Origin of the sequence: Pseudactinotalea sp. (assembly GCF_048594945.1) — a bacterium.
Taxonomy (GTDB): domain Bacteria; phylum Actinomycetota; class Actinomycetes; order Actinomycetales; family Beutenbergiaceae; genus Pseudactinotalea.
The window spans coordinates 1-13,880 of the sequence record NZ_JBMDXJ010000208.1; the positions used below are offsets into that span (position 1 = coordinate 1).

At 70.4% G+C, this 13,880-nt stretch carries 11 protein-coding genes and 1 pseudogene; 8 read left to right on the forward strand and 4 right to left on the reverse strand.

The window, feature by feature from the left end:
* The 3 genes and pseudogenes from ACOJSN_RS09170 to ACOJSN_RS09180 all read right to left on the reverse strand — a co-directional run.
* A pseudogene (locus ACOJSN_RS09170) lies at positions 1–411 on the reverse strand (hypothetical protein); the annotation flags it as partial.
* Complete coding sequence (locus ACOJSN_RS09175; RefSeq protein WP_420112193.1) at positions 411–1,763, reverse strand: 3-oxoacyl-ACP reductase; 1,353 nt, start codon at positions 1,761–1,763, stop codon at positions 411–413. The gene ACOJSN_RS09175 and the pseudogene ACOJSN_RS09170, both read right to left, overlap by 1 nt.
* Before the next feature lie 3 nt (positions 1,764–1,766).
* Positions 1,767–3,101, reverse strand: coding sequence for an acetyl-CoA C-acetyltransferase (locus tag ACOJSN_RS09180; RefSeq protein ID WP_420112194.1), 1,335 nt, complete (start codon positions 3,099–3,101; stop codon positions 1,767–1,769).
* 89 nt (positions 3,102–3,190) lie between these two features.
* Between ACOJSN_RS09180 and ACOJSN_RS09185 the strand changes: the two genes are divergently transcribed.
* Genes ACOJSN_RS09185 through ACOJSN_RS09205 form a run of 5 tightly spaced genes read left to right on the forward strand, consistent with a single transcriptional unit; the run spans position 3,191 to position 8,551 of the window.
* The gene (locus ACOJSN_RS09185; RefSeq protein WP_420112195.1) at positions 3,191–3,853 is read left to right on the forward strand and encodes a TetR/AcrR family transcriptional regulator; all 663 of its coding nucleotides are present in this window, start codon (positions 3,191–3,193) and stop codon (positions 3,851–3,853) included.
* Complete coding sequence (locus ACOJSN_RS09190; protein WP_420112196.1) at positions 3,850–5,946, forward strand: acyl-CoA dehydrogenase; 2,097 nt, start codon at positions 3,850–3,852, stop codon at positions 5,944–5,946. The genes ACOJSN_RS09185 and ACOJSN_RS09190 overlap by 4 nt, the downstream gene beginning before the upstream one ends.
* A 21-nt stretch (positions 5,947–5,967) precedes the next feature.
* The gene (locus tag ACOJSN_RS09195; protein ID WP_420112197.1) at positions 5,968–6,558 is read left to right on the forward strand and encodes a TetR/AcrR family transcriptional regulator; all 591 of its coding nucleotides are present in this window, start codon (positions 5,968–5,970) and stop codon (positions 6,556–6,558) included.
* A gap of 38 nt (positions 6,559–6,596) precedes the next feature.
* Positions 6,597–7,724: a pyridoxal phosphate-dependent aminotransferase gene (locus ACOJSN_RS09200; protein ID WP_420112203.1), complete on the forward strand. Its 1,128-nt coding sequence runs from the start codon at positions 6,597–6,599 to the stop codon at positions 7,722–7,724.
* A gap of 35 nt (positions 7,725–7,759) precedes the next feature.
* A complete protein-coding gene (locus ACOJSN_RS09205) occupies positions 7,760–8,551 on the forward strand; it encodes an HAD-IIA family hydrolase (RefSeq protein WP_420112198.1) in 792 nt (263 codons plus the stop codon).
* A 15-nt stretch (positions 8,552–8,566) separates the two neighbouring features.
* Here ACOJSN_RS09205 and ACOJSN_RS09210 read toward each other — a convergent pair whose 3' ends face one another.
* Entirely contained in the window at positions 8,567–10,480 is a 1,914-nt protein-coding gene (locus ACOJSN_RS09210) for a beta-propeller domain-containing protein (protein WP_420112199.1), read from the reverse strand.
* A 215-nt stretch (positions 10,481–10,695) separates the two neighbouring features.
* Here ACOJSN_RS09210 and ACOJSN_RS09215 point away from each other — a divergent pair, with 215 nt between their 5' ends.
* Genes ACOJSN_RS09215 through ACOJSN_RS09225 form a run of 3 tightly spaced genes read left to right on the forward strand, consistent with a single transcriptional unit; the run spans position 10,696 to position 13,773 of the window.
* On the forward strand, positions 10,696–12,024 hold the full coding sequence (locus ACOJSN_RS09215; RefSeq protein WP_420112200.1) for an extracellular solute-binding protein: 1,329 nt from the start codon (positions 10,696–10,698) through the stop codon (positions 12,022–12,024).
* Positions 12,021–12,941, forward strand: a complete 921-nt coding sequence (locus ACOJSN_RS09220) for a carbohydrate ABC transporter permease (protein ID WP_420112201.1) — start codon at positions 12,021–12,023, stop codon at positions 12,939–12,941. Before ACOJSN_RS09215 ends, ACOJSN_RS09220 begins: the two co-directional genes overlap by 4 nt.
* A 1-nt stretch (position 12,942) precedes the next feature.
* Positions 12,943–13,773 (forward strand): carbohydrate ABC transporter permease, encoded by an 831-nt coding sequence (locus tag ACOJSN_RS09225; protein WP_420112202.1) that lies wholly within the window; start codon positions 12,943–12,945, stop codon positions 13,771–13,773.
* The last annotated feature ends 107 nt before the right edge of the window (positions 13,774–13,880 follow it).

The window sequence follows — 13,880 nt, forward strand, 5'->3', positions numbered from 1 at the left end:
GACCTGTGTGCCCGCGCGGTGGAGCCGCAGGTTCTCAGCCCACGCACGCACGTCGAGCGAGTCGCCCGAAAGGAGCTGCTCGCGGTGTTCGATCCTGTTCGCCAGGTGCACCATCCCCATCAGCGGCAGCGGGAAGTCGGCCCGGGCCATCACGGCCATCGCGACCGGGAACGCGAGCACGTGCACGTACCCGGCGGGCAGCGCGTCCGTGCCCGGCTCGCCAAGGAGCTGCTGGTAGGCCGCGAGCTGGTCGCGATCGGCCTGGACACCGTCGACGGCGTAGCGCACCGCGGGCAGGTCGCTCGCCTGCCGGGGGCTCATCACGGCCTGGGCCATGCGGCCGATCGCCTGCGCGTACAAGGACCCGAGCGACGGGACCTCCGCGAGCCGGACCTCCTTCAGCTCAGCCATCAGCGACCGACCATGTTCTGGCCGCAGACGCGCAGCACCTGCCCGTTGACGCCGCCCGCCTGCGGCGAGGCGAGGAAGGCGATCGCCTCGGCCACATCGACCGGGAGCCCGCCCTGCTGCAGCGAGCTGAGACGCCGCGCGACCTGACGCGTGACCGCCGGGATCGCCGCGGTCATGTCGGTCTCGATGAAGCCCGGCGCCACGGCGTTCGCGGTGCCGCCGGTGCCGGCCAGGTCGCGGCCCAACGCCCGGGTCGCCCCGATCACGGCGGCCTTGGAGAACGCGTAGTTGGTCTGGCCGCGGTTCCCGGCGATGCCGGAGGTGGAGGCGAGCGAGACCAGTCGCAGCCCGTCGGGTGCCAACTCGTCGGCCGCCATCAGTGTCGCGTTGACTCTCAGCTGTGCCGCGATGTTGACGGCGATCACCGCGTCCCACTTGTCCGGCGACATGTTCGCGAGCAGCTTGTCGCGCGTGATGCCGGCGTTGTGGACCACCAGGTCGAGGCGACCGAAGCGGGACCGGGCGATCTCGACGAGGCGCGCACCGGCGTCGTCGGCCGTGATGTCGAGCTGCAACGCGACGCCCTTGACCTCGTTCATCACCGCGCTGAGCGCGTCGCCCGAGGCGGGCATGTCCACCCCTATCACGGTCGCGCCGTCGCGGGTCAGCACCCGCGCGATCGACGCGCCGATCCCTCGGGCTGCCCCCGTCACGACGGCGACGCGACCCTCGAGCGGTCGGGTCCAGTCGGTCGGCGCCTGGCCGCCGTCACGGACCGGCAGCAGCTGTCCGTCCACGTACGCGCTGCGTGCGGAGAGGAAGAAGCGGACCGTGCCGAGGGCGCTCACGCCGTCCACGGCGGCGCCGTCGGCGAGCACCACACCGTTCGCGGTGGCGCCGGCGCGCAGCTCCTTGCCGAGCGAGCGCACCAGCCCCTCGACGCCAGTGCGAGCCGCGGCCACGGCGGCGGGGTCGTCAGCGGCGGCCTCGCGGGACACCGTGATGACGCGGCCGCTGGGAACGAGGTCGCGCAGCATCGACGCAGCGGCGAGCACGCGCTGGCTGGCCTGCGTCGGCTCGACGATATCGGTGAGCACGACGACGATCGCGCCGACCTTCGTGCCCACGGTCACGGTGCGGCGCACGTCGACGTCCCAGTCGAGCAGCGCGCTCGCGAGCGTGTCCGCGTCGGACCCCTCGCCAAGGACCACCACCGGGCCCGGGGCCAGCGGGCTGTCCACGTGGCTCGGGTCGGTGCGGCGCAGCTTCGCCGGGCGCGGGAGTCCGAGCCTCTTCGCGACCTGCTTGGTGAAGCCAGAGTTGACGAGCTCCAGGTAGGTGTCGGCAGCCATCCCTCAGGCCTCCAGGATCATCGCGACGGCCTGGCCGCCGGCGGCGCACACCGAGATCAGCCCACGCACCGGGGCGTCGCCGCCGTGGGTGGCCTTGCGCTCGGCGAGCAGCTTGGCGAGCGTGCCCACGATCCGCGCGCCGGTCGCGGCGAACGGGTGCCCTGCGGCGAGCGAGGAGCCGGTCACGTTGAGGCGGCTGCGGTCGATCTGGCCGATCGCCGGCAGTCCGAGCTTGCGCTGGGACCAGGCGTCGTCGGCCCAAGCCGCCGTGGTGGTGAGCACGGTGGAGGCGAACGCTTCGTGGATCTCGAGGAAGTCGAAGTCGTCGAGTGTCAGGCCGGTGCGGTGCAGCAGCCGCGGCACGGCGTAGGCGCCGGCCATGAGCAGCCCGTCCTCACCGCGGACGAAGTCGACAGCGGCGGCCTCGGCGTCGACCACGTGGGCGAGCACCGGCAACCCTCGCTCGGCGGCCCAGTCGTCGGAGGCCAGCAGCACCGATGCGGCGCCGTCGGAGAGCGGGGTGGAGTTGCCCGCCGTCATGCTCGCGCCGTCGGCCTTGAGGCCGAACACGGGCTTGAGCTTGGCAAGCTTCTCCGCCGAGGTGTCCGCACGCAGCGCCTCGTCGCGCGTCAGCCCGCGGTACGGGGTGAGCAGGTCGTCGAAGAATCCGCGCTCGTACGCAGCGGCCAGGTTGTGGTGGCTCGCCAGCGCCACGGCGTCCTGGTCCTCACGCGTGATGCCCCACTCGCGTGTGGTCAGCGCCTGGTGCTCGCCCATCGAGAGCCCGGTGCGCGGCTCGGCCACGTCGGGGGCTACGGGGGCGAGGTCGCCCGGGCGGAGTCCGGCGAGCAGTTGCAGCCGTTGCGGGACAGTCTTCGCGCGTGCGAGCCTGAGGAGCGTCTTACGGAGCCGGTCGCTGACCACGATCGGGGCGTCCGAGGTGGAGTCGGTGCCGGCGGCTATGCCGACGTCGATCTGGCCGAGCGCGATCTTGTTCGCGATGCCCCAGGTGGCCTCGAGGCTGGTGGCGCAGGCGCGCTGCACGTCGGAGGCGGGGGTCTGCGGGGACAGGCTCGCCCCCAGGACCGCCTCGCGCGTCATGTTGAAGTCGCGCGAGTGCTTGAGCACCGCGCCGGCGGTCACGTCGCCCAGCCGCTCCCCGGCCAGCCCGTACCTCGCGACGAGGCCGGACAGGGCCGCCGTCAGCATGTCGAGGTTCGAGGCGGAGGAGTAGGCGCCACCCGCCTTGCCGAACGGGAGTCTGTTGGCCCCGACGACGGCGGCTCGCCGCGTCGGGGAGGTCGGGCTCGGGGACTGGGTCGTTGTGCGCGTGCTCAAGGGAACCTCGCCTCGTTGACTGGCGTGCCGGATATCCCGGCCGGACTCGCGATATGTCTAGAACCTACAGTACCTGATACTGTCAGTCCGTGACCACGATCACGTCCGACGACATCGAGCCGCGCGAGGGGGCCGACGGCCGCTCCACGCGCTGGGACGCGCACCGCGAGCAGCGCCGCGCCGAGCTCAGCCGGGCTGCCCGCAGGGCCGTGCACCGTGGCGGGCCCGACCTGTCGATGGATGAGATGGCCGCCGCGATGGGCACGTCCAAGTCGATCGTGTACCGGTACTTCACGGACAAGTCCGGCCTGCAGGCCGCCGTCGGGCAGGCCGTGCTCGACGAGATCGCCGATGCGCTCGCGCAGGCATCCCGTGCCGCGGGCACGGCGCAGCAGCGCATGCGGGCGATGGTCGAGATCTACGTCAGCACCCTCACCCACTCGCCGAACGTCTACCGGTTCGTGACCGCCCAACCCGGCGGCGCGACGATGTCGACGTTCCTGTCCACCGTGGCCGAGGCCGTGGCCGCCCCGCTGGCCGAGCTCCTCGGCGACGCCGACCCCGACGGCCACCTCGCTGCCCTGTGGGCCACCGGCATGGTCGGTTTCGTCCGCGGTGCCGGCGAGACCTGGCTCGACACCCCACCCACCCTCCGACTCGGCGCGCCCGAGATGGTCGACCTCCTGGCCGGCTGGCTCTGGCGTGGCGCAAGCGCGACCTCACGGATCAGAAGCACAGGAGAGACATCATGAGCACCACGTTGAACCCGCCCGAGACCGGGACCGAGAGCCTCGCCGTCGACCGCTCGGTCGTCAACGCCGCACTCGACGGTCGCTGGGCGAACCTGCGCCGCGAGAGCCGCGATCTGTGCCTGGAGCCGGAGTTCCGCCGTGTGTCCGGCCTGAGCATGGACGATCACCGCGAGCGTGTGCTCGAGCAGCTGCACGGCCTGGTCGCCCGCGATGCCGTGCACCGGGCCTTCCCCGCCCGGCTCGGCGGCATGGACGACCACGGCGGCAGCCTCGCCCGGTTCGAGGAGCTCGTGGTCGGTGATCCGTCGCTGCAGATCAAGGCCGGCGTGCAGTGGGGCCTGTTCGCCTCGGCGATCCTGCACCTCGGCACCGAGCAGCACCACGACGCGTTCCTGCCCGGTGCACTTCAGCTCACGGCACCCGGTGCGTTCGCGATGACCGAGATCGGCCACGGCTCCGACGTGGCCGCGATCGGTACCACCGCCACGTACGACCCTGAGACCGAGGAGTTCGTGCTCCACACCCCGTTCCGGGCGGCGTGGAAGGACTACCTCGGCAACGCCGCCAAGGACGGCGTGGCGGCCGTGGTGTTCGCGCAGCTGATCACGCAGGGGGTCAACCACGGCGTGCACGCGTTCTACACCCCGATCCGTGAGGTCACGCCGGAGGGTCGCGCGGGCGCGCTGCTGCCCGGCATCTCGAGCGAGGACGACGGCCTCAAGGGCGGTCTCAACGGCATCGACAACGGGCGCCTCGCGTTCGACCACGTGCGGGTCCCGCGCACCAACCTGCTCAACCGGTACGGCGACGTGACCGCCGACGGCACCTACAGCTCCTCGATCGAGTCCCCCGGGCGCCGGTTCTTCACGATGCTCGGCACGCTCGTGCAGGGCCGCGTGTCCCTCTCCGGTGCGGCGAACGCCGTCTCGAAGATGGCGCTGGCCACCGCGATCCGGTACGGCAACGAGCGCCGCCAGTTCACCGCTGACGATCCGAACAGCGAGGTCGTGCTGCTCGACTACCAGCGTCACCAGCGCCGGCTGCTGCCGCTGCTCGCCCGCACCTACGCGGCGCAGTTCAACCACAACCAGCTGCTGCAGCGGTTCCACGAGGTGTTCTCGGGCGAGTTCGACACCGACGCCGACCGCGAGGACCTCGAGACCCTCGCCGCCGCGAGCAAGCCGCTGACCACGTGGCTGTGCCTGGAGACCGTGCAGCAGGCGCGCGAGGCCTGCGGTGGAGCGGGCTACATGGCCGAGAACAAGTTCACCGGATGGCACTCGGACATGGACGTGTACGCCACGTTCGAGGGCGACAACAACGTGCTGCTGCAGCTGGTCGGGAAGCGGCTGCTGACCGACTACGGCCGCTCGATCGCCCGCATGGACGTGGCCGGCACGGTGCGCTACGTAGCGGATCGTGCGGCGGACATGACGCTGCACCGCACGCCGCTTCGCCGCGCTGCGCAGTCGATCTCCGACTTCGGTTCTGCCGCGCGCTCGGCCCTGGAGATCCGCGAGCCCGCCGTGCAGCGCGAGCTGCTCGAGGAGCGTGTCGAGACGATGGTCGAGGCGATCGCGGACGCGCTGCGGCCCGCGCAGCACGCTTCCGCCGCTGAGGCCGCGCGCCTGTTCAACGAGAACCAGAACGATCTGATCGAGGCCGCCCGCGCCCACGGCGACCTGCTGCAGTGGGAGGCCTTCACCGAGGCGCTGGCCACGATCAAGGACGCCGACACCAAGCGCGTGCTCACCTGGCTGCGCGACCTGTTCGGGCTCGTCACGATCGAGCGCAACCTGTCCTGGTACCTCATCAACGGCCGCATCTCGAACCAGCGGGCGCGCACCGTCACCTCCTACATCAACCGGCTGCTGGCGCGACTGCGCCCGTACGCCGTCGACCTGGTGGAGAGCTTCGGCTACTCACCCGAGCACGTCGGCGCCACGATCGGCACCGGGGTGGAGCGCACACGCCAGGAGGAGGCTCGTGACTACTACCGCCGCCTCCGTGCCAGCGGTCAGGAGCCGGTGAGCGAGAAGGCGCTCCGCGACGCCGAGAAGAAGGCTCAGAAGAAGGCGGCATCCGCGCGCTGAGCGAGGACTAACCTGGCTGGCATGCCAGCCAGGGGGGCGTACCGCAAGGGCGTCGAGAAGCGCGAGGAGATCCTCTCCCTCGCTCTCGATGTCGTGGCCCGGGAGGGATATCGCGGCACCACGGTGCGTGACCTGGCCGACGCCGTCGGGCTGAGCCAGGCGGGGCTGCTGCACTACTTCGACAGCAAGGACGAGCTGCTCACCGCAGTGCTTCGCCGCCGCGACGAGCTCGATGCCGAGAGCGAGCGCGACCTGACCGGTGCGGACGTGCTCGTGCATGCGCTGCGTCGGAATGCGACCGTGCCTGGCCTCGTGACGCTCTACGCCCAGCTCTCGGTCGAGGCTGCTGATGCCGACCATCCCGCCCACGGGTACTTCCGCGACCGGTTCACCCAGTTGCGGGCGTGGATCGCCGAGGTGGTCCGCACCGGTCAGGAGGCGGGCACGATAGCGTCCACCCTCGATCCCGACAAGGCGGCGACGATCGCGCTCGCCCTTGCCGACGGGCTGCAGGTCCAGTGGCTCTACAACCGCGACCTCGACATGGCCGAGCACGTCGAGCACCTCTGGCAGACCGTGCTCGCCTCGGCGGGCACGGGTGGGCCGGCGTGAGCGGCTCGCGTCGCGCGCAGGTGCCGCCGTTCCAGGTGATGACCGTGCTCGCGTCGGTCGAGCGCATGCGTGCGGCCGGTCGGGATGTCATCTCGCTCTGCGCTGGCGAGCCCGCCGGCGGGGCGCCTGCGCTCGTGCAGGCCCGCGCCGCCGCGTTGCATGCTGACGCGGCGCCGCTCGGCTACAGCCCAGCGCTCGGGATCGCGCCGTTGCGCGCCGCGATCGCGGGCCACTGCCGCCGTTGGTACGGGTTGGACGTCCAGCCCGACGACGTCGCGCTCACCACCGGCGCCTCCGGCGCCTTCCTGCTCGCGTTCCTTGCCGCCTTCGAGCACGGCGACCGTGTGGCGCTCACCCGCCCCGGCTACCCCGCCTACCGCAACATCCTCGCCTCGCTCGGCTGCGAGGTGGTCGAGATCGGAGTGGGGCCGGAGTCCGGATTCCAGCCGACGACGGCGGCCCTCGAGCAGGCCGGTCCGCTCGCCGGTCTCGTGCTCGCCTCGCCCGCCAATCCCACCGGGTCGATGACCTCCCGGGCGGAGCTGGCGGCCCTCGCGGCATGGTGCGAGGCCCACGGCACCAGGCTGGTCTCCGACGAGATCTACCACGGCCTCACCTACCCGGAACCGGACGCTCCCGATCCGCGCGGCACCTGCGCGTGGGAGCTCGATCGGTCCGCGGTGGTGGTCTCGTCCTTCTCCAAGTACTGGGGCATGACCGGCTGGCGGCTCGGGTGGGCGCTGGTCCCGCGCGACCTGCGTGACGCCGTCGACGCGCTCGCGGGCAACCTCGCACTGTGCCCGCCGGTACCGGCTCAGCACGCCGCGCTCGCGGCGTTCGACGAGGCCTCCTACGCCGAGGCCGACGCCCGGCTCGCCGCGCTGGCCCGCACCCGCACCCTCGCTCTCGACGGCGCTGCCCGCCTCGGGTGGGGGCCGGTCGCCCCCGCCGACGGCGCCTTCTACCTCTACGCCGGCGTCCCGCTCGGGCGGTTCCCGGACTCGGTCGCCTGGTGCCGTGCGCTGCTGGAGGAGCAGGGCGTCGCACTCGTGCCAGGCGTCGACTTCGACGGCGTGGGTGGCGGCGCGTACGTGCGCCTCTCGTTCGCGGCCGGCGAGCAGGCGGTCGCTCAGGCGTTCGACCGGATCGCTGCCTTCCAGGCGTAGATCCACCACCCTGCGGCACTCGATAGGGTCACGGGGTGCCCGTGCCCAGCTCCGACGCCTACGTGTTCGACCTCGACGGCACCCTCTATCTCGGTGACGACCCGCTGCCCGGCGCCGCCGAGACCGTGGCGGCGCTGCGCGAGTCCGGTGCACTGGTCAGGTTCGTCTCCAACAACGTCACCCGGTCGCCGGACCAGTACGTCGAGAAACTCACGAGGCTCGGCTTCGAGGCGGACCTGAGCGAGGTGCTCACCCCGATCGTGACCACGGTCCGGTGGCTGCTCGCGAACGCACCGGGCGCCGTCGTCTATCCGAGCGCGCCACCGCCCGTGGTGACGGCACTGACCGAGGCGGGCATCGCCGTCGGGCACGATCCCGAGACGATCGATATCGTGCTCGCCTCGTACGACCGGACCTTCGACTACGCCAAGCTCCAGATCGCGTTCGACGCGATCTGGTTCCACCGCCGCGCCCGGCTGATGAGCACCAACCCGGACCGGTTCTGCCCTTACCCCGGTGGCCGCGGCGAGCCGGACGCCGCCGCGGTCGTCGCCGCGATCGAGGCCAGCACCGGCGCCACCTGCGAGCGCACGTTCGGAAAACCGGACCCCGCTGTCCTTCAGCTGGCGCTCGCCGGCGCGGACCTCCCGCTCGAGCGCGTGCTGATGGTCGGTGACCGGCTCGCGACCGATATCGCGATGGGTGTCGCGGCCGGCACCGCGACCGCGCTGGTGCTGACCGGGGACTCCACGGCGCAGGAGGCGGCGGACCTGCCGCCCTCGGAGCGCCCGACCCACGTCCTGGCCAGCGTCGCCGACCTCCGCTGACTCGAGCCCGTCGGGCTACAGCACCGCGACCGCTCCGCCGTCGAGCGTGTCGAGATCGAACCGGAACAGGTCGGTGTAGCCGACCGCCCACAGGTGGTCGCCGACCACCAGCACGCGGACCACACCGCCGCCCCACGGGTCGCCCTCGCCGCGGGTGTCGATGCGCGGACCCTCGGTGATCTCACCGTCGCCGAGGTCGACGGTGAGGATGCCGACCTGCGGACCCGTCGTCTCGATCTCCTCGGACTCCCAGTCGTAGGTCTCGGCCGGCAGGTACACCCGCTCCTCCCAGAGCAGGAACGCCCGGTGGTCCCACTCCGCGCCGGATGAGGTGTCCGCCCAGGTGAGCTGCGAGACGCGCTGCGGGTCCGTGGCGTCGCTGATGTCGAAGAGCGAGGCCTGCAGGCCGGTGGTGCGGCCATCGTCGGTCGCGTCCTGTCCGATGCCGAGCAGTGTGCTCTCGTCGAGCGGGTGCAGGTAGGCGGAGTAGCCGGGGATCTTCAGCTCACCGAGCTCGCGCGGGTCGGTGGGGTCGCTCGTGTCCACCAGGTACAGCGGGTCGGTCTGCCGGAACGTCACCACGGCGGCCAGGTCGGGTGAGAGGTAGCGCACCGCATAGATCTGCTCAGTCAGGCCGAGCCCATCCAGGCGCCCGGTCTCCACCAGCTCGTCACCGCGCTCGGCGAGCATCACCAGCGACGAGGACGTCGCCTGCTGCGAACCCGGCGGGGTGAGCGTCGTGGCGACGCGAGTCACGCCGTCGGCGGAGTCGATCGAGAACTGATTGAGCAGCCAGCCGGCGACACGGCCCGAGGCGGCGTACGTCGTCGCCGTGGCCGAGGAGATGTCGAAGGAGTGCAGGTCCGTGTGGGTGGTGGAGGCGTCGGTACCGGTCTCCTCGGACCAGGCGCGCCACGGGCTCGTCGCCACGATCAGCCGGTCGGTCGAGGCGTAGACCGTGCTCGCGTCGGCGAGCACCCCGGCAGCGCTCGACGGCGTGGCGTCGCCCTCGGCGTCCAAGGTCACCACCGACACGGTCGCGAACCCGCTGAAATCACCGGGTCGCCCGATCTCGGTGCAGTCGAGCAGCAGCTCGGGTGGGCCGCCCCGGCCGCTGGCGTCGAGCTGCTGGCGGTGGGGCAGCCAGTCGTCGATCGTGGAGTCCGCGATCACCTGCTGGTTGGCCTCGAGAGCATCGGCCTCGGCGCCCATCGAGCCATCCTCGGGGGACGTGAAGGCCAGGCCCGGTGGCTGGCTGACGAGCACCAGCCGCACGGTTCCGTCGATCATTCGGGCCGACCGGTACGTGCCCTCCACACGGGTGCTGCCGATCAGCTGCGGATCGCTCGGGTCGCTGAGGTCGTAGCGAGCCACGATCGTGCGCTCGCTGCCGGGCGCGCCCCAACCCCAGCCGCTCCACTGGCTCGCGAGGACCACGAGGTCGTTCCCGTCCAGCAGCAGCTCTGCTCCGCCGCCCTCCTCCTGGCCAGGCGCCTCGATCGTGGCGACCACATCGGCGCTCGCGACGTCGACCACGCGGATCGAGCCGCTGACGGAGGTCACGATCACCTCGCCATTGGTCTTGACCAGGTCAGCCTCGTCGACACCCTCGACCTGATTGTTGGTACCGGAGAAGGACGAGTCCCCGCCGCCGGCCGAGCCGGCGCTGGTCTCGGACCCGTCTGCCGCAGAGTCCTCGACGGCGAACGGGACGCCCCAGTAGCCGTTGTCCAGACCCCAGGCGGTGACGCGCTCGGCGGCCTCGTCCTTGAGGTGGGCGAGCAGGTCGCCGCAGGAGTCGAAGGACGCCAGCGGGATCGCTCCCGGTCCAGCCGCCTGCGGCGGCGGGAACTGGGTGGCAGAACACGCTCCCGTCAGCAGCAGCGCACCCAGTGACGCAGCGGCGACCCACGATCGAGATGCTCTCATGACCGCTCTGTGTCGGATCCGGCATCGGTGTTGCCGGTCGGACTGGTTGAACGGGGTCTTGACCATCTCCGCAGGCGCTCCTACCTTTAACTTGCGACGTTGACGTCGAAACAATCGGTCGACCCTCGTCGTAGCGGGTGACGTGCCCGCGGCGTGGCAAGCCGCCGCGCGAGAGAAGCGACCGCCTCGTGCGGCCTGGCGACAGGGAGAACACAGTGGTTCAGCAAGCACCTTCTCGACGGACGTTCCTGACGATGGCCGCGGCGGCTCCGCTGGCCGCCGGCGCTCTCACCGCGTGCGGCGGCTCGAGCGGGCCTGGCCAGAGCGGCGATGGCAGCGCCTCCATCTGGATTCTCACCGGCGCGCCGGGCGAAGGAATCCGTACCGACTCCGTCGAGACTTTCAACGAATCCTCCGAAAGCGGCCAGCTCGAGCTGACTGCCTTCCAGAACGATGCGTACAAGACGAAGATCCGCACCGCGATCGGCGCCAACCAAGCACCCACCATCATCTGGACGTGGGGAGGCGGCGGGCTGCGCGACTACGTGAAGAACGACCAGGTCGAGGACCTCACCAGCTGGTTCGACGAGAACGCCGACTACCGGGACTCCTTGTTCTCCTCGGCGTTCGCCGCCGCCACGGTCGATGACGCGATCTACGCGGTGCCGTGCGAGAACGTCTCACCGATCGTGCTGTTCTACAACACGCGGCTGTTCGACCAGGTCGGAGCGAAGCCGCCTGCCACGTGGGACGAGCTCATGGCGCTCGTGCCGGTCTTCAACGACGCGGGCATCGCCCCGTTCTCGCTCGGTGGCCAGTCCCGCTGGACCAACATGATGTGGCTGGAGTTCCTCTTCGACCGCATCGGTGGACCCGAGCTGTGGCGGTCGATCTACGAAGGGGAGGCTGAGGCGTGGTCGGCACCTGACTCGATCGACGCGCTCACCAAGATGCAGGAGCTCGTCGAGGCGGATGGCTTCATCACCGGGTTCGAGTCGATCACCGCCGACTCCAACGCCGACAGGGCACTGCTCTACACCGACAAGGCCGCCATGATGCTCCACGGCGCATGGGTGTACGGCGGCATCAAGGAGGAGGGCGGCGACTTCGTCAGCGGCGGCAACCTCGGCTACATGAACTTCCCCGCCGTCGACGGGGGCAAGGGCGACCCGGCCAACTCGGTCGGGAACCCGTCGTCGTACTACGCCCTCAACGCCAACGCGACCGACGAGGCCAAGGAGATCGCCCAGAGGTACTTCCTCGAGGGCCTCAACAGCGCCGCGCAGACGCAGGCGTGGATCGACACCGGCGCGGTCCCGATCGTCAACGGGTCCGACACCGGGTTCGCCGGCTCCGACGATGCCGACTGGCTGCAGTTCGTCTACGACATCGCTTCCTCCGCGCCGAACTTCGAGCAGTCATGGGACCAGGCGCTCTCGCCGTCGGCCGCCGAGACGCTGCTCAACAACATCGAGCAGCTCTTCGGCCTCTCGATCACGCCGCAGCAGTTCGCCGACAACATGAACGCGGTCCTGGGGCAGTGACCTCCGCGGCACCTGCGGAGCCGCGACGCCGCGGCTCCGGCACCGGCGTGCGCTCGGCCTCGCTGGCCTGGATGACGATCCCGGCCGTGGTCATGTTCGTCGCCTTCGGGGTGGTGCCACTGCTGGGGGTGCTCTACCTCAGCTTAATGAGCTGGGACGGTATCGGCTCTGTCATGCCCACCGGGGTGTCGAACTGGCTGTCCGTGCTCGCCGACCCGGCACTGCTGTCCGCGCTCTGGAAGACCTTCCTCGTGATGGCGTTGTCCTGGCTCGTGCAGACGCCACTCAGCATCCTGCTCGGCGTCTTCATCGCCGGCCACCAGCGGTACCGCGCGGTGTTCGCCGTCCTGTACTTCATCCCTCTGCTGCTGTCCGCTGCAGCGATCTCGATCGCCTTCAAGGCACTGCTGGACCCCAACTTCGGGCTCGGGGCGGGCCTCGGGGTGCCGCTGCTGGCGCAGAACTGGCTCGGTGAGCCGGTGCTGGCGATGGGCGTGGTGATCTTCATCGTCAGCTGGCAGTTCGTGCCGTTCCACTCACTCATCTATCAGGGCGGCGTGAGGCAGATCCCGACCACCATGTACGAGGCCGCTCAGATCGACGGCGCCGGCCGGGTGCGTCAGTTCTTCGCCATCACGCTGCCGCAGCTGAAGTACACGATCATCACGTCCTCGACGCTGATGGTCGTCGGCTCGCTGACGTTCTTCGACCTGATCTTCGTCCTGACCGGAGGCGGACCCTCCGACGCCACCCGGGTGCTCGCGCTGGACATGTACCTGCGCGGGTTCCGGGGAAACATGATGGGACCGGCGAGCGTGATCGCGACGATCCTGGTGCTCGTCGGGTTGGCGCTGGCGCTGCTGCTGCGCCGGCTCGGCGGCACCGACGCGAACGCCAGTCAGCTCGAGGGGGCCTGAGATGAGCGCGGTGCGGCAACGACCGAACATCCTTGCCGGGGTGACCAGCGCGATCTGGTTGGCGATCGTGGTGGTTCCGATCTACTGGATCGTGATCACCAGCTTCAAGACGTCCGCCGGCTACTACGGCGCCAACCCGATGGCGCCGCCGACCGATCCGACCCTGGAGAACTACCGCCTGGTTCTGGAGTCCGAATTCGTGCGCTACTTCGCGAACTCGGTGATCGTCACCGTGGGCGCGGTCGCGCCGGCCGTGCTCGTCTCCTTCATGGCGGCGTTCGCCATCGTGCGCGGCGGCGGGAGCCGGTATCTACGCCTGGTCAACGGGATGTTCCTCATGGGGCTGGCCATCCCGCTGCAGGCCACGATCATCCCCGTCTACCTCATCATCATTCGGCTGGAGCTGTACGACACCCTGCAGGCGCTGATCCTGCCGTCGATCGCGTTTGCTCTGCCGCTGACCATCCTCATCCTGTCCAACTTCATCCGCGACGTCCCGAACGAGCTGTTCGAGTCGATGCGGCTCGACGGTGCCACCGAGTGGGGCACGATGTGGCGCCTGGCGTTCCCGCTCACCCGCCCTGCACTGGTCACCGTGACGATCTATCAGGCACTGCAGGTGTGGAACTCGTTCCTGCTGCCGCTGGTGCTGACCCAGAGCCCGGACAAGCGGGTGCTGCCGTTGGCGCTGTGGACGTTCCAGGGCCAGTACAGCGTGAACATCCCCGCCGTGCTGGCGTCGGTGGTGCTCACCACCGTGCCGATCCTGGTGCTGTACGTGATCGGCCGACGGCAGCTCCTGTCCGGACTGACCGCGGGCTTCACGAAGTAGTGCGAAGCCGGGCTGTCATGCCGTTGGTGTCACGTGGTCAACGCTTCACCCCGATGGCCGCGCGGGCATCCTGCGGCATCCGTGCACGCGCCGGCGGGGACGTCGCG

Bases quoted from the DNA above. Each gene is read 5' to 3' on its own strand.
- ACOJSN_RS09175 (WP_420112193.1), bottom strand. From the start codon at position 1,763: ATGGCTGCCGACACCTACCTGGAGCTCGTCAACTCTGGCTTCACCAAG.
- ACOJSN_RS09190 (WP_420112196.1), top strand. From the start codon at position 3,850: ATGAGCACCACGTTGAACCCGCCCGAGACCGGGACCGAGAGCCTCGCC.
- ACOJSN_RS09195 (WP_420112197.1), top strand. From the start codon at position 5,968: ATGCCAGCCAGGGGGGCGTACCGCAAGGGCGTCGAGAAGCGCGAGGAG.
- ACOJSN_RS09200 (WP_420112203.1), top strand. From the start codon at position 6,597: ATGACCGTGCTCGCGTCGGTCGAGCGCATGCGTGCGGCCGGTCGGGAT.
- ACOJSN_RS09210 (WP_420112199.1), bottom strand. From the start codon at position 10,480: ATGAGAGCATCTCGATCGTGGGTCGCCGCTGCGTCACTGGGTGCGCTG.
- ACOJSN_RS09225 (WP_420112202.1), top strand. From the start codon at position 12,943: ATGAGCGCGGTGCGGCAACGACCGAACATCCTTGCCGGGGTGACCAGC.